Annotated in this window: 16 protein-coding genes; 5 read left to right on the top strand and 11 right to left on the bottom strand. The window is 56.4% G+C overall.

All coding sequences use genetic code 11. The annotated features are described in order from the left end of the window. Positions 1–12 precede the first annotated feature (12 nt). The 8 genes from IF690_RS15630 to IF690_RS15595 form a co-directional block, all read right to left on the bottom strand. Positions 13–1131 (bottom strand): DNA glycosylase AlkZ-like family protein, encoded by a 1119-nt coding sequence (locus tag IF690_RS15630; RefSeq protein ID WP_202696363.1) that lies wholly within the window; start codon positions 1129–1131, stop codon positions 13–15. 31 nt (positions 1132–1162) lie between these two features. Then, positions 1163–1897: a flavodoxin family protein gene (locus IF690_RS15625; protein WP_202696362.1), complete on the bottom strand. Its 735-nt coding sequence runs from the start codon at positions 1895–1897 to the stop codon at positions 1163–1165. A gap of 90 nt (positions 1898–1987) precedes the next feature. Then, positions 1988–3343, bottom strand: coding sequence for a serine hydroxymethyltransferase (gene glyA, locus IF690_RS15620; RefSeq protein ID WP_202696361.1), 1356 nt, complete (start codon positions 3341–3343; stop codon positions 1988–1990). Next, a complete protein-coding gene (locus IF690_RS15615) occupies positions 3340–4341 on the bottom strand; it encodes an alpha/beta fold hydrolase (RefSeq protein ID WP_202696360.1) in 1002 nt (333 codons plus the stop codon). The genes glyA and IF690_RS15615 overlap by 4 nt, the downstream gene beginning before the upstream one ends. Then, entirely contained in the window at positions 4334–5464 is a 1131-nt protein-coding gene (locus IF690_RS15610; RefSeq protein ID WP_202696359.1) for a hypothetical protein, read from the bottom strand. Before IF690_RS15610 ends, IF690_RS15615 begins: the two co-directional genes overlap by 8 nt. A gap of 668 nt (positions 5465–6132) precedes the next feature. After that, the gene (locus tag IF690_RS15605; RefSeq protein WP_202696358.1) at positions 6133–6702 is read right to left on the bottom strand and encodes a type 1 glutamine amidotransferase family protein; all 570 of its coding nucleotides are present in this window, start codon (positions 6700–6702) and stop codon (positions 6133–6135) included. A gap of 848 nt (positions 6703–7550) precedes the next feature. After that, positions 7551–8717, bottom strand: a complete 1167-nt coding sequence (locus tag IF690_RS15600; RefSeq protein WP_202696357.1) for a reverse transcriptase family protein — start codon at positions 8715–8717, stop codon at positions 7551–7553. A 160-nt stretch (positions 8718–8877) separates the two neighbouring features. Beyond that, complete coding sequence (locus IF690_RS15595; RefSeq protein WP_202696356.1) at positions 8878–10143, bottom strand: phosphoribosyltransferase-like protein; 1266 nt, start codon at positions 10141–10143, stop codon at positions 8878–8880. A 1052-nt stretch (positions 10144–11195) separates the two neighbouring features. Between IF690_RS15595 and IF690_RS15590 the strand changes: the two genes are divergently transcribed. Then, positions 11196–12860: a hypothetical protein gene (locus tag IF690_RS15590; protein WP_202696355.1), complete on the top strand. Its 1665-nt coding sequence runs from the start codon at positions 11196–11198 to the stop codon at positions 12858–12860. 273 nt (positions 12861–13133) lie between these two features. Here the strand turns inward: IF690_RS15590 and IF690_RS15585 are convergent, their stop codons facing one another. After that, complete coding sequence (locus tag IF690_RS15585) at positions 13134–13598, bottom strand: hypothetical protein (protein ID WP_202696354.1); 465 nt, start codon at positions 13596–13598, stop codon at positions 13134–13136. A gap of 944 nt (positions 13599–14542) precedes the next feature. Here IF690_RS15585 and IF690_RS15580 point away from each other — a divergent pair. From IF690_RS15580 to IF690_RS15565, 4 genes are all read left to right on the top strand, one after another. After that, entirely contained in the window at positions 14543–18349 is a 3807-nt protein-coding gene (locus tag IF690_RS15580) for a YobI family P-loop NTPase (protein ID WP_202696353.1), read from the top strand. Positions 18350–18485: 136 nt separating this feature from the next. Beyond that, positions 18486–18869, top strand: a complete 384-nt coding sequence (locus IF690_RS15575; RefSeq protein ID WP_202696352.1) for a hypothetical protein — start codon at positions 18486–18488, stop codon at positions 18867–18869. Between the two features lie 15 nt (positions 18870–18884). Further along, a complete protein-coding gene (locus IF690_RS15570) occupies positions 18885–19217 on the top strand; it encodes a hypothetical protein (RefSeq protein WP_202696351.1) in 333 nt (110 codons plus the stop codon). 62 nt (positions 19218–19279) lie between these two features. After that, positions 19280–20449, top strand: coding sequence for a hypothetical protein (locus IF690_RS15565; RefSeq protein WP_202696350.1), 1170 nt, complete (start codon positions 19280–19282; stop codon positions 20447–20449). Positions 20450–20695: 246 nt separating this feature from the next. On the opposite strand, the gene IF690_RS15560 is transcribed toward IF690_RS15565, so the two are convergent. Continuing rightward, positions 20696–20884, bottom strand: coding sequence for a hypothetical protein (locus IF690_RS15560; protein ID WP_202696349.1), 189 nt, complete (start codon positions 20882–20884; stop codon positions 20696–20698). A gap of 76 nt (positions 20885–20960) precedes the next feature. Further along, complete coding sequence (locus tag IF690_RS15555; protein WP_202696348.1) at positions 20961–21131, bottom strand: hypothetical protein; 171 nt, start codon at positions 21129–21131, stop codon at positions 20961–20963. Between the last annotated feature and the right edge of the window lie 84 nt (positions 21132–21215).

Below are 21215 nucleotides of genomic sequence, written 5' to 3'. Positions count from 1 at the left end.
CCTTCCCTGTTGTCACGCTGTGGTTGTGTTCTCGATCTGGTGAATGGCCCCGATCTGCTCCGCCAGTACCGAGGCAGCCTGAAGCACGGCTGCACGCTCCTGGTCGGCAAGTGTCGAGGCATCGACTGCGATGAAGCGTTTGCTGCCCTTGGCCGCGGTGTTCCAGGTGGCGACAGCCCGGCCACCGATAAGCACCACCGGCCGGCCGTTACCGGCTGCGTCGTAGCCGCCGACACGTTCCAGCCCAAGGCAGTCGCGCTGTCTCGAGCCAGGCGCATAGCCCATGACCAGGGGATCCCAGGCCGGCAGGAAGCGGATCTGCGCCGTTGCGGGGGCGCTGGCGCGTTCGAGGCACCGCTCAAGGCGCGCCAGTCCGGCCTGGCTGTGCCACATCTGGTTGCCGACCTGGCTGGCGCCACAGGCGTGAAGCAGCGTGCGCGCGGTTTCCTTTGAAACCGCGAGCCACCAGGCCAGGTCGTCGACCGTGACCGGTCCGTAGTGGTCGACGTAGCGCCCGGCGATATCGCGCAGCAATGCGTCGCGGTCCAGTGGCACGCCGTCGCCGGGTAGCAGCCCGTCGGATGCCGCCGAGTACAGCCAGCGGTTGGACCATGGGTTGGCCGCCGGTATACGGACCAGTGCGCCGTCATAGGCGGCAACCGAGGTCACTGCGCGCGCCTGGGGGGCCGGCAGGTCGAGGGCGCTGCCGATGTCCTGCAGGCGCACCGGGACGCCATTGCTGAAGGCGACCAGCGCCGGGAGCAGCCGCCGGTAGTCGTCCAGGCCAAGCCCTGCGTCCCGTAAACGCCATTCGTGGTTGGCCAGCGGCAGGCGGGTGGCGGCAAAGACCTTGGCTGCCAGCTCGTCGGGAAGCAGGAACTTGGAGCGCCGCATGCCCGGGATACGCAGCAGGTCGCTGGCGTTTTCCATGGTCAGTACGGTGTTGCGATCGAGGCTGCGATTGCGCGCCATGACCGCCAGCCAACTGGTAGGCCGGGCCGAATAGACGCCGACATAGGCCTGTGCGATCTGGGCCACCGTTGCATCCGCCAGGCGCTCGAAGTGTTCCGACACTAGCCATTCCCGCAGGTGGGTGTCGGTAAGGCCATTGCAGGCAGTTCTAATGCTCATAAGGTTCTCGCTAGCTGTTGTGCTGCGCGGTTCAGTCGCCGACGACATCGAAGTTGCAGCGGCGAGCGGCCTCGAGCGGGTACATGTCGGACTTGGCCGGGACGAAGAACGTGCCGTCCTTGCCCTCGCGATGGCGTTCCCCGGGTATCGAGACCGGCAGTACCGGCTGCCCGGTGAGGCGTTGGTGGTCGCGCATCAGGCGGGTCATGGAAACCATGCGATCGAGCATCCGGCGCAGCATCTCCATGCCTTCCCGGTCGCCCAGGACCTCGCCTTTCTTGTCGCCCACGAGCATGGCCGGGAAGCCGTAGCCGACCATGATCATGCGGTTCAGCAAGGCGCACTGGAGCATCTGGTTGTAGACCTCCACATGGCCCATGCGCCGGCCGGTCACCATGACCCCGGCAACCTTGTTGGTGAGGGTGCGATCGTGGCGCAGAAACCCGGTCCCGACCCGCTCCAGGAATGCCGACATCAAGGGCGATGCGCCAAAGCCATGGACGGCACAGGCGAAGATCACGCCATCGCTGGCTTCCATCAGTTGCACGGCACGCGCGGCGTCATCCTCCTGCGCGCAGGGCTCGCTGCGGAAATTGCAATCGCCGCAGGCCCCGCAGGGGTCGATCTTGGCGCTGGCCAGTGAAAAGACCTCGAGGATGACATCCTGCTTCTCCAGGTACTCGGCCGCCCACTCCAGCGCCTTGGCATTGTTGCCATCGAGCCGTTCCGAGCCATTGATGGCGACATATTTGATCTTGTCCGTCATGGTGCTTGTCTCTCCTTAGAGTTTGCGTATGTGCGGGCACGACGATCGCCGGACCGTCGCGCCATGCCTTTGGCGGTGCCAGAGACGGCTTCAGCCTGCCAGGTAGTCAACGATCGGATACTTCACGCACAGCGCCTCGGCTTCCGCGCAGAACTGCTGGCGCAGCGCCGGGTCCAGGCTGAACTCGCTCTCGCCGAGCGGCGTCACCTGGTCGAGGATCCGGCAGAGCAGGTCGACGATCTGCCGGCAGCCCTGCGGGTCGACATGGCGCTGGGCGAGGGCGCCGGTGCCGATGCGCAAGCCACTGGTGACGAAGGACGAACGGGTTTCGCCGGGAACGCGGTTCTTGTTGACGACGATGCCGCAGTGCTCCAGCGCGGCCTCGGCGATGGCGCCGGTCATCGCGGCACGCAAGCGAATCAGGATGGTGTGGTTTTCGCTGCGGCCGCCCACCACCTCATAGTCCCGGGCCTGGAATTCGCTGGCCATCACATCGGCTGCGTCGCGGATACGTTGCATCTCGGCATCGAATTCGGGGGTCATGGCGTAACCCAGCGCCGCGGCCTTGGCGGCCATCATGTTGACCGCCGGCGCGCCTTGCATCCGGGGGAACACCGCCAGTTCGAGCACCCGGGCGAAGGTCGCATCGCGGCCGGGGACTTTTTCATGGGCGTCGCGGCCCGAGAGAATCAGGCCGCCACGGGGGCCTGCCAGCTGTTTGTGGGTGCAGGTGGTGGTGACGTGCGCCGCGTCGATCGGGCTCGGATGGCGCCCGGTCGCCACCAGGCCGGCGATATGCGAGATGTCGGCCATCAGGATGGCGCCGGCTTCATCGGCGATCCGCCGGAAGCGCTCGAAGTCCACGACCCTGGAGTAGGCGGTGGCGCCGCAGATGATCAGTCGCGGCCGATGCTCCAGGGCCAGCCTGCGGACTTCGTCGTAGTCGATCAGGCCTTCCTTGGTGGTGCCATAGCCGATGGCCTTGTAGTAGGTGCCCGAGAAGGTCACGGGGCTGCCATGGGTCAGGTGGCCGCCGTTATCCAGGGCCATGCCCAATAACGTATCGCCAGGTTCGAGCAGGGCGGCGAGCACCTGGTAGTTGGCGCTGGAGGCCGAGTGCGACTGGACCCCGGCATATTGCGCAGCGAACAGCTCCCGGGCCCGCTGGATCGCCAGGGACTCGACCAGGTCGACATTCTCGCAGCCGGCGTGATAGCGGCGCCCGGGAACGCCTTCGGCGGTGACATTGACCAGCGCGGAGGACGAAGCGGCCAGGGTGCGGGGCTTGACCGCGCAGCAAGAAGCGACCAGCGAGAGGGTGCGTTGCTGGCGAGCGACCTCGGCGTCGAGGATCTGCGCCAGTTCGGCATCGTGTTCCTGAAGATCGGCCAAGCCACGCTTGAGCAGGTCGGTTTGGGTAAGAAGTGGTTGATGATTGACTGTCATGACTTGCTATCCCTTCCTTTGGTGTTGTGTGCCGCGAACGCCAGCACGGTTTCCTCGACCTCGGGCGCATGGGTACGCACGAAGTAATGCCCGCCACCGGCCAGGGTCGCGGCTTGGGTGACGTCGATGAACTGGCGCCATTGCTCCAGTACGACTTCGGGCTCGGCGGTAGCCGGATCCTCGTCGCCCAGCAGTACCAATGCCGGTACGCCATGTGCCGGGCGCTGCGCCAGGTAGCGATAGGCCTCGCAGGCGATCAGATGGTCTCTTCGGCCGCGAGCCAGCATGCTCTCGACCTGGGTGTCGAGCAGCCCGGTGAAGGCCCCCAGGGAGCGCAGGTAGTCGGTCCAGGCCTGGTCCGAAGTGGTTTCGGCGGCGCCAATCGCGGCATCGGCGTCCAGCACCGGGCGCGAAGCTGCAACCACCAGTGACAGCCGCTTGTGACTATCGGCCAGGCTCGCGGCAATGCTCGCTGCGGTGGCCGCGCCGGCGCAGTGGCCGTAGATCAGCAAGTGGGCGGCGCCGATCGCTTCGATCTCGCTGGCAAGGATGTCGAGCAGGGCATGGAAGTCGAGGGCGTCCTCGACCTCGAAGTCAGCGAAATCCACGCCGAAAACCTGTACCTGCGGGTTGCCTTGAAACAGGCCGCGGTAGGCCGTGGCGTCTCCACCACCGAAGGGAACGGCAATCACTGCGGTCGAACCTGCGGCTGCCTGTGCATCGCCAAAACAGACCAGGCGGGCGGTTTGTCGAGTGGCGTCGCAGAGGATGCGCCGGGCCAGGCCAACTGCCGTCGGGTGCTCGAAAAGCGTCACGATGGGCAGGTTGCAGGACAAGCGCGACATCACGCGAATAGCGTCGAAGGAGTCGCCGCCGAGGTTGAAGAAATTGTCTGCATGGCCGACCTGCGGCAGCTTGAGCACCTCGGCAAAAGTGGCAGAGACGCGAGCCACTTCAGCGGCAAGGACCTGTTCATCGAACTGGATGTTTTCAGTCATTCCATTCACTCCTATCCATAAGTACATCAGCGAGTTCATTGAGCAGGTGGGTGGCTGCACTGGCGTTGCAAAACGGCCCCTCGATCTCCAGGAGCAGTTGCGAAGCACCTGTGCGGCGTATTTCGATTCCCACCGGAAACGTTGCACTCATCACCTGTGAGGCCGGGATGTTGCGCCTGCCCGCACCGTTGATGAACAGCTCGGACGCCCGGCAGCAGGCCAGCGCCTGACGCGCTGCCGGACAGCGCCGGGCACGTGCCTCAAGGCTGGTTTGCCCGGGAAGTGGTTGCTCTCCAGGGGCGGCGAAGGAGAGCGGGACAAGGCCCGTCATCATGCCGATGGCATCCTGCTGGTGAGCCGGGCGCCAGTCATGCGACGAACACAGGGTGTCGCCCTCGACGATGACATCGGCCCGCTGCAGGCAGGCCAGGAGTGTCGCCATGGGGGGCTTGTCGACATTGACCGTGGCGATGTCCAGGGTGCGTTGCAGACTCACTCGCGGCCCTTGGGCGTCGAAGGCCAGGCGCCCGGTTCGCAGCAGGCGCACAGGCGCCATCGGCGGCACAACAGCTGTGCGCAGCCCGCCATCATCCTGCGCGTGCAGTGCTTGCGCCTGGACATAATCGTCATAGAACCCACGCCCTCGACGCAGGCGCGCCAGCGCCGAGTCAAGGTCGGCGGACTGGGCTGCTTGCAGCAGGCGCGCCAGGACCTCGAGGCTATGTTCGTCGGCCAACCCGTGATGGATCGAGAGCAGACAATGCGACCCTGTGGCTGTGGCCAGGCTGCCCGCGGCAAATAGCGCAGTGCCGGATCTGACCGCTAGCTGGGCCTTGCGCAAGGCCTCGGGAACGCGGCTCCCGCGAACATCGAGCACTTCAAGATATTGGCCCAGCTCCTCGCCCCATCCAGCGATCACCAGCTGATGCAAGAGCCCGAGATCCGGGGCGGCCCCGTCCTCGAGGGGGATGACCGTGGAAACTTCCTGGGCGACCCCGGTGTAGAAACCCTGGGCGACCATGGCCTTGGCCTCGACACTGAGCCTGGCGTCGGCAAGCGCCTGCATCATGCCCAGCCGTTCGGTTGATTCCGTGGCCGGGCCTTGAGCTGTGGTTTTCGACATGTTCGAACCTCGGCGCGCAGGCATCATCCGGCGGCGATTTCGATCCATTGGAGAACGCATTTGCGGGGGCCCGCAGCTCTCCCGTCCAGCGGGAAAGCCATAGGGCGCGCAGAGTTTTTTGTACGACAGCCTTAGTCGGTCATATCGTAAAAATGCGTCGGTTTTTTACTGGTCCCGAGCGGGCGATCCGTGTCTAAGGCGCGCGCAGAGGAGGGGGGACTGACGGAATGTCGGGCAGGGTTGTGAGGGAGTCATGGCTTGCAGCATCCCACTCATGGGCTGAGGGGTTGAAGGCAAGGGTTACAAGGGGGGCAGGCAGGTTGCGGAGACCACTATCGGCAAACAAAAACATTAAGCCATCCTTAGCTTGGGTAGGAAAAATGCCGCCTTTTGGGCGATCTAAATAAAACATCCTCTGACACAACTCCAGGCTCATCCTGATGGAGCTAGGGAAAACCCCTATGCGTCATAGGGGAAAACCTTAGTCGGAAATATCGCAAGCGCAAGTAAGTTTTTTCCGATTTTTAAAAAAATTTTCGGACCGCTCCAGGCTGCGGTTCAGCAGTGGGAAACAGGGTGAGCCGGCGTCGTGGAAGGGGTCAAAGCCGGCGGGGCTGCGGCCGAGTAATAGGCCGCAGCACCAGGGGAGGGGGTAGAGGGAAGGGGGCTCAGCAGTGAATGTGTTCAGCCGCATGCATGGCCAGGTAGGCATCGAGCTTCTTGTCGTTCAAACCCAAGGTGTTGAGAATTTGCGCCATGAAGCTGACAGGCGCGCTACCAGGAGCGGTGACCACTCCCTGGTCGGCAACGGCATAGGGCACATCCTGGTAATAATCCGCTCCGCGGTAATGCACCTGCTTCAGGTTCTCGGCGGAGTTGGACGTATGCTGCACGTGATCCAGTACTCCAGCCTGGGCCAGGACGCGGGTGCCGTCGCAGATGCCGGCAACCACGATTTTCCTGGCGTGGGCCGCGCGGACCAGCGCCTCGATTGCGGGCGCCTTGTCTGTTTTCCAGACAGGGCCTCCCGTCACGATCAGCAAGTCGACATCTTCCAGCGCGATGGCTTCGATGGCCAGGTTCGGGATGATGGTCATTCCTCCGGATGAGATCACTGGCTTGCCACCGGGGGCCGCGAAACGAGTGTCGAAGCCATAGTAGGCTCGTCCCGTGGAGTTGATGAGGGCGGGCTCCCAGTCGGAGAAATTCTCGGTGAGAACAGTGACGGCACGTATCATTTGAGTGTCCTTCTCAAGTATCCATGATGATCGGCAGCAATGATCCCGGAGGGTTGTCCTGGCGGGTATTGCCATCGAGTGTTGACGCCGGCGGCGCCGGTGAATGATGGGCTGAGTATCGGCAGGATGCCTCTCATTCGACAATGACAGTGGTCAAATGAGCGTCAGGTTGAGCATTCAAATCAGCGACCTGGCAAGACAAAGCGACGATTCCACCGGTGAAATTGATGGTGCCATCAGCGGCCATTAGCGCCGTGATTTAGCGCTAGGAAATTCTAGGAATCAGGGCAAGGGATTAGAACGCCGCAGCGGTGTTGTAAGCGCGAGATCTGAGCTTGAACCGGACGTAGATAAACGGGACGAGGGATGTGGCTCGTTGAGAGAGTGGACGTCAGAAGCGGTTTTGTCGAATCAGTGGTTTAACACGCTCATGAACATATTTAACATAGCACCTCGTTTAACTTGTGGGCGATGTCAGATGTTCATAAGTAGCTCACGGGCCCGAAATCGCTGATTCAATGGTCTCGAAATTAACGCAACTGTTCATCGATTGGTGTTCATAGACCTAGTTTTCCCCGCCGTCCTTAGCCTCGTCGCTCCGACCTCTGACGGTCCCAGTCCAGAGGCTGATGGGTGCTGGTTTTCATAAAACGATGCTTTGGGATCTGGTTGGAAATCGGGAAGAACCTGGCAGGCTCAGAATTGAGCAGTGTGGTTTGTCCCGGAGCTGGTCGCTCATGGCACCTCCCAACAGCCTCAATTGTGAGGCTCGAAGGTCTCTAGAGAATACGGGGCGATTCACTGATTGACGTCCGGATTCCCGAGAGTGTTTCTGCTATCGATGGGATTCACGGGAACAGGACATGGTCAACATGAAGCTTCGCACAGATGCCTTTGAGGCGCTTGCCGTGCTCGTTCGCCCAGTCGGGTTCGATACTGAAGCCGTAGGCGATCTTCCCGCTGATGTGATTGATCAGTCCCTGCAGAGAATGAAATCCACGCCGCGTCGCATGGGCCATGGCGTCGATCTTGGGGTGGGCCAGATAATAGAGATGGTCACTGACATGTTTCTTATAGGCTTTCGAAAGCCGAGGTGTGCCGCCGTCAATCAGCAGTCCCAGTACGATCTTGCGGGCGCCTGGCGTGACTATTTTCGTCTTGGCAGTGTTTAGCCAGAACCCTTCCTCAGCGATGCACTTGTTGATCGCCTTGATGTGCTGAGTAGCCTGTGGCCGGTCAAATACACCTTTGGAGGAAAATACGAGGTCGTCCGCATACCGCGAATACATCAAATCATTTTCTGTCGCGTAGGTCTGCAGCGTCTCGTCCAAGGACTGCATGACCAGATTGGCAATCCTCGGAGACGTCGCGGCTCCTTGGGGCAGGTGGCCAATGCGGGTGTCGCCGGAATAAGGTAGGCCCGGAGGAAGCGGCTTGTTGCCATGTCGTTGATCCGGGTTACCGCTGGCGCGAACACGGGTGCAGAGCCTCGAAAGCTCGAATGCCACCAGTGGTTGGTAACCGAATGACCTGAAGAGCTCGTAGACTTGAGGCTCCAAGATCGACTCGAAGAAGTTAGTGAGGTCGAGCTTGATCAGCCATGTCGCCCCACAGTGCAGTTGTGCGGTCTCCAGCACCCCGTTGCGGTTGTCGTAGGCGAAACTTGCTTCGTGCGGCTGGATTTTGGACAGGATATGGGTGTTGATCCAACGCTGCACCCGGAGCAAATCCTCAGTGGGCGCACAGATCCACCTGAACCGATCTGGGCTGTGCCCAGCATTCTGCTTCTTCAGCTTGAAGACGTTGTACGCTTCTGCCCTGTACTTGCGGCTAATCGTCCGATGTAAAAAAGGGTATGGGACGTCAGTCAGGTGAGCGAGGTGCTTCAGGGTAAATATAGGCGGGCAGCTGTGCTTCATCTGCTTTGCCGTCTGCACAGCATTTTGCAGAATACTCTCAGACACGCCTGCTTGGCGGCCTGCTTTTAGATAGGGCTGAGAGCTCCAGCGGGTCATCTACCTTTGAATTCCGCCCTGCGGATGGAAGCCTTCTGGCGCCAGACTTCGATAGCGAACACCACGAAGGCTGCCAACCTCCAGTACGCGTGAGATCGTTCGACGGTAAGCATAATTTGCTCCCAAGCCGCCCGCACAACGTGCGGGATACTAGATTCCGCTAATGCGGAGCCCTCAGCTGCGTTGGATAATACGGAGCGACGGGGGCGGGGGCTACAAAAAACTTCCTCCCCTGGCGTCTGAGGAAGCGGATGGCTTTATGGCCCGCCAGCGTCAGCGCTCCCGAGTTGGTGATCCAGCCCCTGCGAACTGCACGATCTGTTGCGTGGATGAGTGTGTCTAAAGACAGTGGCAGGGCTCGGCGCAGTTCCGCTATTCGTCGTTTGCCTTGCGAGTGGGCTAGCAGAACGATGATTGCGGATTTGCTTTGGTCATTGGATCGTTTGAATCGAGGGGACTGCGCAATTTCATTGGCTTGGAGAGAGTTCAGGGCGTTGCTGAACAGGCTGTCCATATTGGTTTGGGTAAGTTGGGCGGACTGATGAAGGACATCGGTGACACGTTTGGGAAAGAGGGGCGCCCATCTTCTCTTACCTCTGTTTTTCTCCGAGATGAATATCGCCGGCATGTTGTTCGGCGCCCCGTGTTCGAAGGCCAGTAGGGCGGCGGTGTTTTTCCAGCCTAATGGGTTGTCGCTGTGTGCTCCGTATTTTTTGCAGAGCGATTTCATATCCTCCAGGTCTGCATCGAAGCTGTTATGAAGGGTAGGGCAGTCAGTCACAACGGCGACGGTTGGGGAGAACCTATGCGTTTCAACTTTTCTGATGCCTTGCCCTGTACCGCTGTAAGCCATCACCCAGAATTTTATGAACCTTCCCGAGTGCCAGCTTCTAATTGAGGGAACATTCCACATGGCATCAAGCATCGCGAATGCTCGGTCTCCGCTGCCGATAAAGTCAGTGAGGATGACGAAGTTTCTGACTTTGGAATCTCTGACATTGTTTGCAGTGGGCTGAAGCAGAAAACGAGTGCCGTTGGAGCGGCAGAGTGTAGTTGCGACGTGGGTCGTTAGCGTTTCACTTCCAATATCTTGGCTGGTGTACTTAAGCGATTTAATGGCCTGTATCGCTGCGCCCTGAGCTCGCAGGTGCTTCTTCTTTGACCTTGGATTGTAGGTCTTTTTCGACTCGTAGATCGGAGGCGGGAGCTTAGCTCTTGTTTTTTGTAGTTCGCGCTCGATGAAAAGCGCTGATGCGGTCTTTGGTGGAAGTGTGTTTTTTATGAGCTTGGTGAGGCTATTTTTGAATTCGTTGAGAGGGCAGTAGCTGATCGAGTCGAGCAGCTTCTCGGCCAGCAGACGGTCGGCGGGGCTTCCGAACTGATCGAGCCATAGCTGGGTTTTTTCTTGCTCCTTCAATGGCTGCACGATGTCTCCCTTCTGTTTCTGCTGGTGTTGGTGTTGGCCGCTCTCGGGGAAGCTTAGCGTCGCCTGGTTGTGTTGATCGCACTGGCCCATTGGTACTGGCAGATGCGTCGCGTTTTGGACGGGGCCAAGCCAGCATAGTGGAGTCGGCTCGTTTGTTAAGTCCAGCAGTTCTTGAGTATGCAGGGATCGCGAACTCACGGGGGGCGGGTGGCAGGGCTGTAAGCCCATCTCCGTTTGCTCGTCCGTAACGTCGCCCCCTTGTACTGATCACAAAACCGAAATCACTTTGCCATTACGATAGCGGCGCTCCAGCGAACCCTCGTGTAAAGTGAAACTCCTCTCAAGTGGCTGCCTTATCGGTGGCCATTTTTTTGCCCGACAATTGGGGCAGCAGGACAGAAAGGTTCTTCAATCCGATCTCGCGTCAAAGCTAACGCACGAGCAGTTCGGCAAATTGACTCGGTTTCTGCAAGACGGGAAAAACATGATTCCGGCCCTGACTTATCAAGCCGAAATTATCGAACTTGAAGCGAAGCACCCTGGACTACTTAAGCAGACGTCTGACGCGAAGGAGATTTTGCTGGTAGCGGCATGAGTCTCAATAGCTCAAAACGAATGCGATTGTTCATCGATTTATGTTCATGGACGAGGTTTTCCGCTCGTCTGGTCAATCCAGGCTTTGGCGGCTACTTAATTGGTGAGGACGCTACGGTAGATGGGCAGGAAGTCGCAGCGGGGTTTGATGCTGGCCGATGGTGACATCCGAGCGCCGCTTGGTGCAGCCATCTAGACAGACCATTCCACATGACTACAGCTACTGGATCGTCACACTCCGCGCCATCGAACCGCGCCCTGAGCTTTTAGCATTTCGGAATGGCGGCTGCAGTCGGTTGCGCAGATAAGGCAGGGATGTCAGGCCAAGTGTAGGCACGCCCGTGATCCATTTCGCAACGATGAAAGCAAGGTCGCGTACGCTGCCAGCGTGATCTGCAATAGAATATCTGAGGGACGTTAGTACCGACCCACCATTGAACGATGAAGAGATGACCAGGATGCGCCAATACTCCGAAGAAGAAGTTCAGGATCTCACGGACAGAGTCTTCTTGCTCCGAGCCCGGCTCGAAGAGGGAAAACTTCATGTTGCAGCGCATCTGGTAGATGACTTCAGAGGAAGTTTAATGGCGATTCGGTTACGCCCTGATGGCCTTGTCGATCCGACAACTGTTGATGGTCGGATTCGCGCCATGACTCTGGCCATCAGAGCCTTTGCCTACCGAGAGGACTCTAAAAAATCGGTAAGCTTGCAAAAAATCCAAAGTGTATATTTTGATTTTTTGTTCCGGGAATTCGATTTTCTTTACAAGCCGATGGTCAAGGCTGATGCGACACCTGCACAGGCGGCTGCAGTTGCGGTGAGAAATGACGAGCTGGTGAAGCATTGCACAAAAGCTCTGCCTGAACTCGCAGAGGGTATCAGGGAGTTCTGGTCATCGGTGTCAGATCCAGCCGCATTCCACCTTCAAGATGGCCAGCAGTTCAAAGCTACCTTCTCTGGTGACCTGTTCCCCGCGCATTGGGAAAACGTTGTATCGACTGCTGGACTTTACATCGACACTATCGTGCTCCCTTGCCCGATTCTCAAGATCGCCCCGCTTTTTGAAGCATTGCCAGCCAAACAGGTCGTTGAGCTATTTATCAAGCACGTTTTGAATGCGATGACTTATAGGGATATCGCACTGGCGGAAATAGAGCCTCCACTGGTGGTCATTTCACCTAATCCAAGGGATATGAATGATGAAGATAGAGAGCTGCTAGCTGAGCAGAGCCGGCCTCTGTCCTGTGATCATGGCGGCTACCTGTTTGGCCGTGATTTCGAGTCCGTTGAACACTTGGTGGAGTTTTGTGAAGAGCTGCCTTCTATCGACGCAGTGCTTGGCGAGCTTAAAGGTGCTGATCGACTGGTCATTAATACAGATTGGGGGAGAGATGCTCGTGCGCAACTGGTCAGGGCTATGAAAGATGGAGCCACCCCAGGCTTGAACCCTGCTATAGCAGGAAATCATGTGTTGCATGCTTGCTTGGGACGCATGCCCCAAGCATTGGCTTCTCAGCAGTGCGCTAATCACTTTGGTGGGACACCATTCATAGGCGCGGAGACGTCGTGGAAGTACTTCAATTGGATGCTGGACTACCAAGGTGGAGTGGTAGAGCGTCCAATTGATGATCGAAAAAGCATGCATGTGATGCGTGCATTGAGCGCTGAGGCAGATAAAAATTTAGAGTGGCTCGGCAACGTTCCTCCGGAAACAGTGTTAAACATCCGGAAGGCTGGTTTGGCTGAAGAACTGAGGTCTTTACTGGGTCAGGGTGTTTCTGAGCTGATCAAAGTGCGACCAGAGAATTACTTCCGGACAGCCGACCAAGTCGTCGAAAACCTGGATCGGGCTTTCGCGGCGCACCAAGCGGCGCTGAAAGACGCGCGTAATAAAAAACTCAAGCTTTACGGAATCGACGTTGCATCATGCCTAGCTGCCGGAACAATCGGAGTAGCGGGGGCTCTGACAGGAAATGTGGCCCTAGGCGCGCTGGGTGGTGTTTTAGGAATGGTTGGTCTCCCTAATCTGAAGGACATCAGGACAAAGTATAAAGATCTGCGCGCAGAACAAATTGCTCGTGCAAACTCTCCGACAGGGTTACTGTTCAAGCACATTTTATAAATGGTACTTGTAGTCAATCTCGAATCTGCGTCTTCGACGCTAGCCACTTGTGGTCGTCAGAAGCGGATTTGTCGAATCAGTGGCTTAGGCAGTTCATGAACATCTATTGCATGAGCCGCCACAGGGGATCCGGTATCTTGGCTGGGGCTGTGCGAAGGAAACGCTGTGATTCTTCATGTCCCTGAGATGTTGATCTTGTTTTCGTCAAGATTCTTATGCTGATGCTCAATACAGTCGATGAACACCTGGTGACTCCGCGTGGTCGAATTTAGGTTAAACCGTGTCAGGCGCTAACATCCATGACTCCAAGACTTCGATCACATAATCCTCGACACCCACTCCATCTGTATGAAGTTTAAGAATCTCGCGAGCCAAGCTCTTATTGTTTTTTAACGTTTCGTTTGAGTAATTTCCAAAGTACGAACCCTTGCTAACCTGCGATGGGCGAATATTTACTAAAGTCCGCCGGAAGGAAGCTGGCGCCACCTCCTCATTATAGTAAACATCAGCCTGAATGAGATAAAGCGACATTCCGTCAGGATCTGCGCTAAATTTTGAATGGAGCTTAAACCTAATTCTATCTGTTTCCTGAGGTTTGATTTCATGATGGATTTTTTTCTTTGCCAAGCTTCCAGGTTTCTCGGAGATAGAAATATCATAAGTCGCTGAAACATCCACAGTCGTTGACCTGAAGAGAAACCGCACTGAATCAGTTTCATCGGCAGCTACCTCATTCAAGGATTCATCATGAACATCGCCCGTTGAGAGAGTAGGCTTCAAAAAAGAATTTGTCGAATCAGTACCTTACGAGGCTCATGAACATTTCTGACATAGCATCTGGTTTAAGTGGGCGATGTTAATTGTTCACGATCGATCCTTACATCAATCACTACTGGGCTTTCCTACGATTTTTGGAACTTAATGTTCACAGTTTTTTGTTCATTAGGGGCCTCTAACTTATCTGTTGAAGACTTCTAGTGACGTGTTGTGGCTGTGCAGGAGGGGCGGAGTAGGAAGCACGCCGTATCGTGGTTTTCCACTTCTTCTTTTCAACCCAATTCGTGATTTCCACGCATTGATTCGAATGATTTTGGGCCATCTGGCAATTTCATACGTTCTACCGGCCTCAAGTACGGAAAAGTTAAGGCTGATGCTATCTACTGATGGCTGGATGGCGTAACAAACTGGTGCCCGGCGGGTGATGCGCTCACTTCTGGCATATCACGCACCCGAAGGTAACCACCTCGGTAAAGGCAGCGAAGAAGGAGGAGAGCAACCAATAGAGCTGGATGAAAGGGATCGGCGGTACGGCCCGCTGCGATGTTCCTGAAGGCTTGCTCAACAGTCGCCTTGCTCAGCGATGATGTCACGATCGCCACTCGCTTGAACGCGTGAGGTGCATTCCCGCAAAACTCCACCGCAGCTTTATCCTGCTCAGGCTTTCCTCGTTGCAAATACAACCCGAAAAACCCAGACGCCAGGGTAACCGGCAGACAAAACTCACTCGCGTCGCTGAGAAGTTGGTAACAACCCACCTGCTTCTGGATAGCGCAAAACCTCCATATATGGCATATAGCCGCTATTGAGGTGGCGCGTAGGCCTGCATTGTGACTACGTCGGCATGAGTACTGAAGGCGAGTGCGTCCAGCACTACACGGCACGCCAAGAACCAGGATCAGGAAATGTTAGGGAAAATCGTACGCGGCGCCAGCCGCTGTTGGTGGGCGCTTGTTGCCGGGGGACGGGCGACACGGCGATCGTTCATAGCTTGGCGTAATGAGGATGGACTATATTTCGAGCCTTTGACCCCGGTGTTTGTGGAGGACGACAGGGTCGCACGGTATGAGCGCGAGCTCTTGCGAGCGCTGCACAACGAGGAAGTGCTCAACATCGCAATCACCGGCGGCTATGGGGCAGGGAAGAGCAGTGTCCTGAAGACGTTTTTCGAACACCACCGCAGCGTCAAACATACTTTCGTATCGTTGGCCACGTTCACCAAGGCGAACGCTCCCACCGCTGTCTCGCTAAAGCCGCTTGATGAGTCATCTGTGCCTAGGACGCTTGAAGCACCTGGGCCTGCACCCGTTGCGGTCAACACCGATGGGGCAGTCAGTGACGACCTGATCAATCGGATCGAAGAGACGATCGTCCAGCAGCTCCTTTACTCGGTACAAGCGAAGCAGCTACCCAAGACACGACTCAAGCGCATTTCTCACGCATCAACGTTACGCATTTGCTGGCGTACCCTGTGTGTCGCAGCGATCGGGGTCTGTGCGTTACGGCTGGGCGCACCGAAGTTGCAGACCCTTTCCGAGGTAGCAAAGGATTGGGCATTGAAAGGGCTGATGTGGGTGCCCGAGCCCGTCGCCCTTGGTGTGGTTGTGGCTGGCGGTGTGTGGGCCCTGTACTCAGGCTTGAAGCTGCTCTCACTCTTCAGCGTCGATGGCCTTACGCTCAAGGGCGGTAAGCTCGAAGCGACCCATCATGGCTCAGTGCTGCACAAGAACATCGATGAGATCATCTACTGCTTCGAGCGCAGCGACATCGACGTCGTGGTGATCGAAGATCTGGACAGGTTCGACATCCAGGAGATCTTCTTCAGGCTGCGTGAGATCAACTTCATCATCCGCCAGTCCCCTCAGGTCAAGCGTCCCATCCATTTTATCTATGCGCTGCGGGATGAGATGTTTACTGTCACAGACAAGACGAAATTTTTCGACCTTATCATCCCCATCATCCCAGTGGTGAACTCGGAGAACTCACGAGAAAAACTGATCGAGTTACTGGGGCAGCGGCACGTGGGCGGCCAACCGCTCAACGCAGGCCTCACGCCCAAGTTGATCGAGACGGTGGGGTACCACATCGATGAAATGCGGCTGATCAAGAACATCGTGAACGAGTTCGACATCTACGCAAACATTCTCGCAAATGACGGCTTGCCGCTTGACCCGAACAAGCTCTTTGCGATGGTGGCCTTGAGGAACCTTCATCCGGAGGTGTATTCGGATCTGCTCAAACGCAAAGGTGTGGTCTACCAAGTAATCGAGGGCTATCCCGCATGGGTCAAATCTGAAACTCAGCGCCTTCAGAGCTCCATCGCCGAGTTGAGACAACGCCTGAAGGAGCATAAGGCTGAAGTCTCCGATGATATAGCGAGCCTTCGTGCATGTGTCTGGTTTGAGTTAATCCGTAAAAGCACCATCCGACATGCCAATATCCTGTGGTTGGAAGATTATTCGGAAATCTCGCTGATGGAGTTTATCGAGGACGAGGTGTTCAACCGCGTGGTCAGCCAGAGGAACGTCTATCCGTCTGTCAATTCTAGGTCATACGGAAATCAGAGAGGGGAGCCCTTGAGTCCGAAGCTAGTGTTGCAGGAGCTGTCGTATCCTGAACGCATCACGGGCCTTGAAGTATCACTCGACGAGATTGATGATGAAATAAGCGCCATCCAGACAAAAATCACCAAGCTCAAGACCATGCCTTTCCGGGAGGCGTGCAGCAATAACTATGGAGAGTCATTTGGTACTAGGCTCAAAGGTTACGAGCTGATCACGTTCATGCTGCGCCGAGGCAACCTGGACACCGATTACACCGATTACTTAGGCTATTTCTACGAAGGCTCGCTGAGCCAGTCGGACAAGATGCTCACGATGGCACTTGCCCGGGGCGAAATGCTCGATGTCGCCACCCCGATACGCAATCCTGAGCGCGTTGCGAGCAAGTTAGATTTCGACTCGATCGACAAAGGGAAAGGGTTGCTGGTGCACTTGATAGCAGAGCTCGTTCGCTCACGCCTGGATGACGTTCAGTCCAGGGAAGATAAGCTGTCGGTAATCATCAAAAGTAGCCATCAGCACCTGGGGCGCCTTGCTGAGGTGGTCGAACTACTGCCAGAGGAGGCGAAGAATCCGTTCATCAAGGCACTGTTCAAGAACCATCCCAACCTCATTAATGAACTCGTTGCGTACGACAAGACGAACCTTGTTCGCGAAGATCTGGTGGTCATGGTTTTGGACAGCCTGACGGCCGACCAGCTTGAACAGCTACAAGGGCGCAGCGACACGTTGTTCAAAATCATCAACGACCTGCGCGATGTCTCCAAGCTGATTCCCGGGCTGGCTTCCGACCAGATGGGCTGGGCTTGGCTCAGAGAGAGACCCGCGCAGTTCTGGAATGTCAGCGACACAGCTACCGTTGACGAGCTCAGAGCGCTGGTGGAGTGGGGGTGCCTGAGTCCTACATTGCCGATGTTGAAACTGCTACGCAGCACCCTGGAGCCTGCCACCGAACCCGCCACCGTTTCCCATCATCGGCTTACCCAGTTAGAGCTCGTGGGCTTCGATCAACTGATTGAGCAATCAGCTTCCGAGTACGTGTGTGGATTGCTGAGTCAGGAGGGTGCCTTACCTGAAACGGAGAGCTCACTGCTTGGCCTGTTCGCACTCCTGGAAGGTACCGAAGAAATGGAGGCGCTTCGGCTAGCGCTCTTCAAACATACCACTTGCTTGATCACGGATATTGAAAGGCTTCCTCATGCGCTCTGGTTGCCGGCCATGGAGTCTGAGCGTCTGTGCAACATCGGGGCTACTGTATGGACATTCTTCGATAACGTCATCATGACGAGCGGAGACGTCCCGTCGTCCGAGGCTGAACGGATAGATCTCGGTCACACTGCTGCTCCGACCTTTATCGACTTTGTCACACGCAACTCAGCAAGGCTGGCCGAAGAGCTTTGGGGGGCGGAAGGCGAGGAGGAGTTGCAGACGTTCCTCATTCAACATGAGCAGGTCAGCAATGACACCATTAAGTCCCTTTTCTCGTCGATCGTCCTGGCGCCGTCTGTCTTGTTGAAAAGCTCCGTCCCGACGACCCGATGGCCCTTTTTCTCCGACGCCTCCTTCGTCCCATTCAGCTCAGAAATCAGGGAGCTAATTGCTCAGAGCGATCCCCCACTGGAGGCACGCTATATTGTCTATCACTGGCGGGAAGCCCGTAACACTCTCAGCCTGTCTAGCTTGCCGATTGGTTTGGTTACCGCCCTCAGCCGCTCTGGTGTCGCCTCCCTAGCCGATACAATGACTATGTGGCAGGGCATCACTGCGGAGATGTTCAGTACTTGGGATGGCTCGGTCATGGAACTCGCCAACGCTTGCGTCCGCGCTAACAGGGAACAGGCCACATTCCCTGCGAGCTATTTGCCCGTGATCCGGCATTGTCTTTCCGATGCATCGTTGAGCATCTCGAAACGGACAGACATGGTCATCCAGGCGCTGCAGATGAATTGCGGTTGGACTGATGTGGCCGAGGTACTTCCTTTATTGGGAGAGGAGCATGCCGACCTCGTTGGTAAGAAGCGTGCACACCTCCCAACATCCACAGACGTTCGACGTCTGGTTGAAACCTTAAAGCGGCGAGGGTTTGTGGGGGTTGTGCGGTACGAAGCCAAGCGCACTGTAGTATTCAGCAAACGAAGCCAAATGGCCTAACTTGGCATTGGCCTGCACACACGAGCGGCGGACTGTCCCGACTTGCAACGTTGCCGTGTCGGACTATCTGTTGAGAGCTATGGGTACGCCATAGTATATAAGGTGTGAAATCAGCCGGGGAGTGGAGCATAGCTACATGGAGAGGTACACGTTTATTGATCGGTATTTTCACAGCCAACGCGAACTGTTGGACATCAGGCATTCTGAAGAGAGGGACATCAACACGCTGTTTACCTACCTGAATAACCTCCACTCTACGGCTGATAAGCTGCTTGAGCTATTCAACTGCAGCATCAAAACTGCTCCAGAATTCAAAATGCTCCAGATTATCAGAAACTATTTTCACCATGTCGGCGACGTCGACGAAATTCGTCTCCATGTCAAAGTCGAGGAAAATGTTCTCCTTAGCCATTCGCAACACCTTCTAATACCACTAGAAGTGCTCGCAAAAAGCGTGAAATCTTTTATGGAGAGCACGATACCTGACGAAAAAAACAAAAACTACAAAGCCAAGTTGTGATTCGTGCAGAGGGAAATGAGTGATATCGCTGAGATCTTCGACTACGCCGCAAATCTCATGAAAGACCTCGAAATGTTCTGCCAAAAACCTAGCCTAAGGCTTGACGGAAGGGTCTACGAACTCGGATTCGATATGTACAAATTCGTTTTCAACATTACGAATACTATTGCAGACAAATGCCGAGAAATCCCAGAGCTTCGCGAAAAGAAGGTAATCCAGGAGCTCGACTGGTCTTATCGTGCTGAAAACAACATTGGCAAACACGACGTTTTCTGCAGCCCGTCCAACATACCAATCACCACCACCGAAGGCTTCGTATACGCCAAGGACATTGATCTGGTTCGTTAACTTGCTTGCTGTGAACCGCCGCTTTCACAGCCCGAGGAAGCGAACAGACAAGGAGCAGCACATTGTCAGCTGAAAACCAACTAACAGAACCTGAAAACCAAAACGACTCAATCAAGCCTAAAAAGGCCTTCGTGCTCACCGATGAGATGCGCCGGCGGATAGTGGAATCGGAAAAAGAGCACCGTCGTTACAAGCGTCGGGAGAAGCGGTTTGAGTTCAGCTGGATTTCCTGGTTTTGCGATGAATTCCCGAATGAAGAGGTCTACAGGCCTGCCCTGGCTGAGCGACGCAACACGCGCCAGGAAATGGCGTATCACCGGTTTCGACAAATGACGAGTTGGTCGTTCTGGTCGCGGATGAAGTCTAGCGCCGGTATCAAGCTCGCAGCGGTGGGGGGCATGGTTGCCGCATTCCTTCAGGCAGCTCCCCCGTTGAAAGGCGCGGAGGCGGCCGTCGGGCCCTTGAGCTGGTTACTAGTCGGCGGGGTCTTTTACTTGTTAGCGGTGATCTGGTTCGAATTGAAATGTCCGGTTCTGCTAAAGCGCACGCTTGCAGGGAAGGATGAATACCTTGGCATTGAGGGGCGGCGCTGGCTGCTCGCGCTCGTTGAGGATGAGCTGCGACGCTGGTGGAGCGTTAAACCCTATGAGCTAGATGTGGACAGAATTAAACCAGAGTCCAATAAATACCAGCTTGCACTAGAAATCACTCAGCATGGTGACATTCCAGCCTACGGTGGCTTTGGTGAATTCGCATCCGCACGGATCGAGTATGCACTTCATGAGTATGCCCAGCTGACATCTACAGCGATCTGGCGAGAGGATTTCAAACCGAACGAGTACCAGGAATTCACGCCGGGACATCGATTTTGCCCACTTAATACGCCTTTGCGTAACCTCCACTTGAGCGTCATGAATGAGAGCGAGGTCAAGATGGCTAAGGTGGGCAAGGAGGGCGACTTGGTGGTGCGCTGGTTCGACAACTCGCTGGATTTTCACTCGCGGCTACCAACCCCTCGAAATCTCGTGGTGTCGGCGTATGCAGAAGGTCTCATCTACCTGTTTCGCACCGATGCATCTGCGTTAACGTTCACTCGTATTGTGGCGCAGTGGCAAAACACGATGCGCCCCTTGTGCCGGCTCACTCTCATCAGCCTGTTCCTAGCGAGTGGCGGTTGCTTCGCCTGGTTTGTCTTCCTACAGCTGAAAATACTAGTACCCATACTTACCTGAGTTGCTGATCGGCGGACCCACAGGGCGGGCTGCAGAGATCCAGATCTCGGGTTTTGGCATAAGAAGCGGGTTTGTCGAATCAGTAGCTTAGGCAGCTCATGAACATCTATTATATGGCTTGTATTTGTCGTATTTCTTTTCAATGTCATCTGAGTTGTAGGCTTCGCTCAGCGCCGTATCAACCAGCAAGCGAAAATCCTCGTTGTTACGCTCCACCACGGTGCCCCATGTACCCCCATGGGTGGGTCAGCTTGGCGCGTCGGCCCTGAGCAAGCGGTCGAAGTGCTCGATCGTGCGGACCAAGCCCTGATCCAGCGTCACGCTGGGCGCCCAGCCACTGAGCACCTGCTGCGCCAGCGAGATGTCGGGGCGGCGCTGCTTGGGATCATCGGACGGCAGCGACTGGAACGTGAGCTGGCTCTTGGAGTTGGTCAACGCAATAACCTTCTCAGCCAGCTCCAGTATCGAGAACTCGCCGGGGTTGCCGATGTTGAGGGGGCCGACGAAGTCTTTACTCGATGAGGACGAGTTGGTAGTAGCCAGGCCACATCGCACGATCTGTGACTTTGCACCTGGTATCTTCGCGCATTTCCTTTTTGCTGGTCACTTTGACGATGCGTCGTCCTATCACCAGATTGCCGACCACTGCTTCCGACGGCAGAACCCAAACCCAGTTTTTCAAAGCACGATTCCTTTTCAGCGCTGCATGTGTGGCTTGCAGCCTATCAAAATTGCGGAGTCGACGATGCTTAGGTCAGGCTTTGAT

The sequence above is a fragment of the Pseudomonas sp. SK3(2021) genome, assembly GCF_016772375.1.
Classification (GTDB): Bacteria; Pseudomonadota; Gammaproteobacteria; order Pseudomonadales; family Pseudomonadaceae; genus Aquipseudomonas; species Aquipseudomonas chlororaphis_I.
Note: the sequence above shows the minus strand (reverse complement) of the source record. Positions and strands in the feature narration are given on the sequence as shown.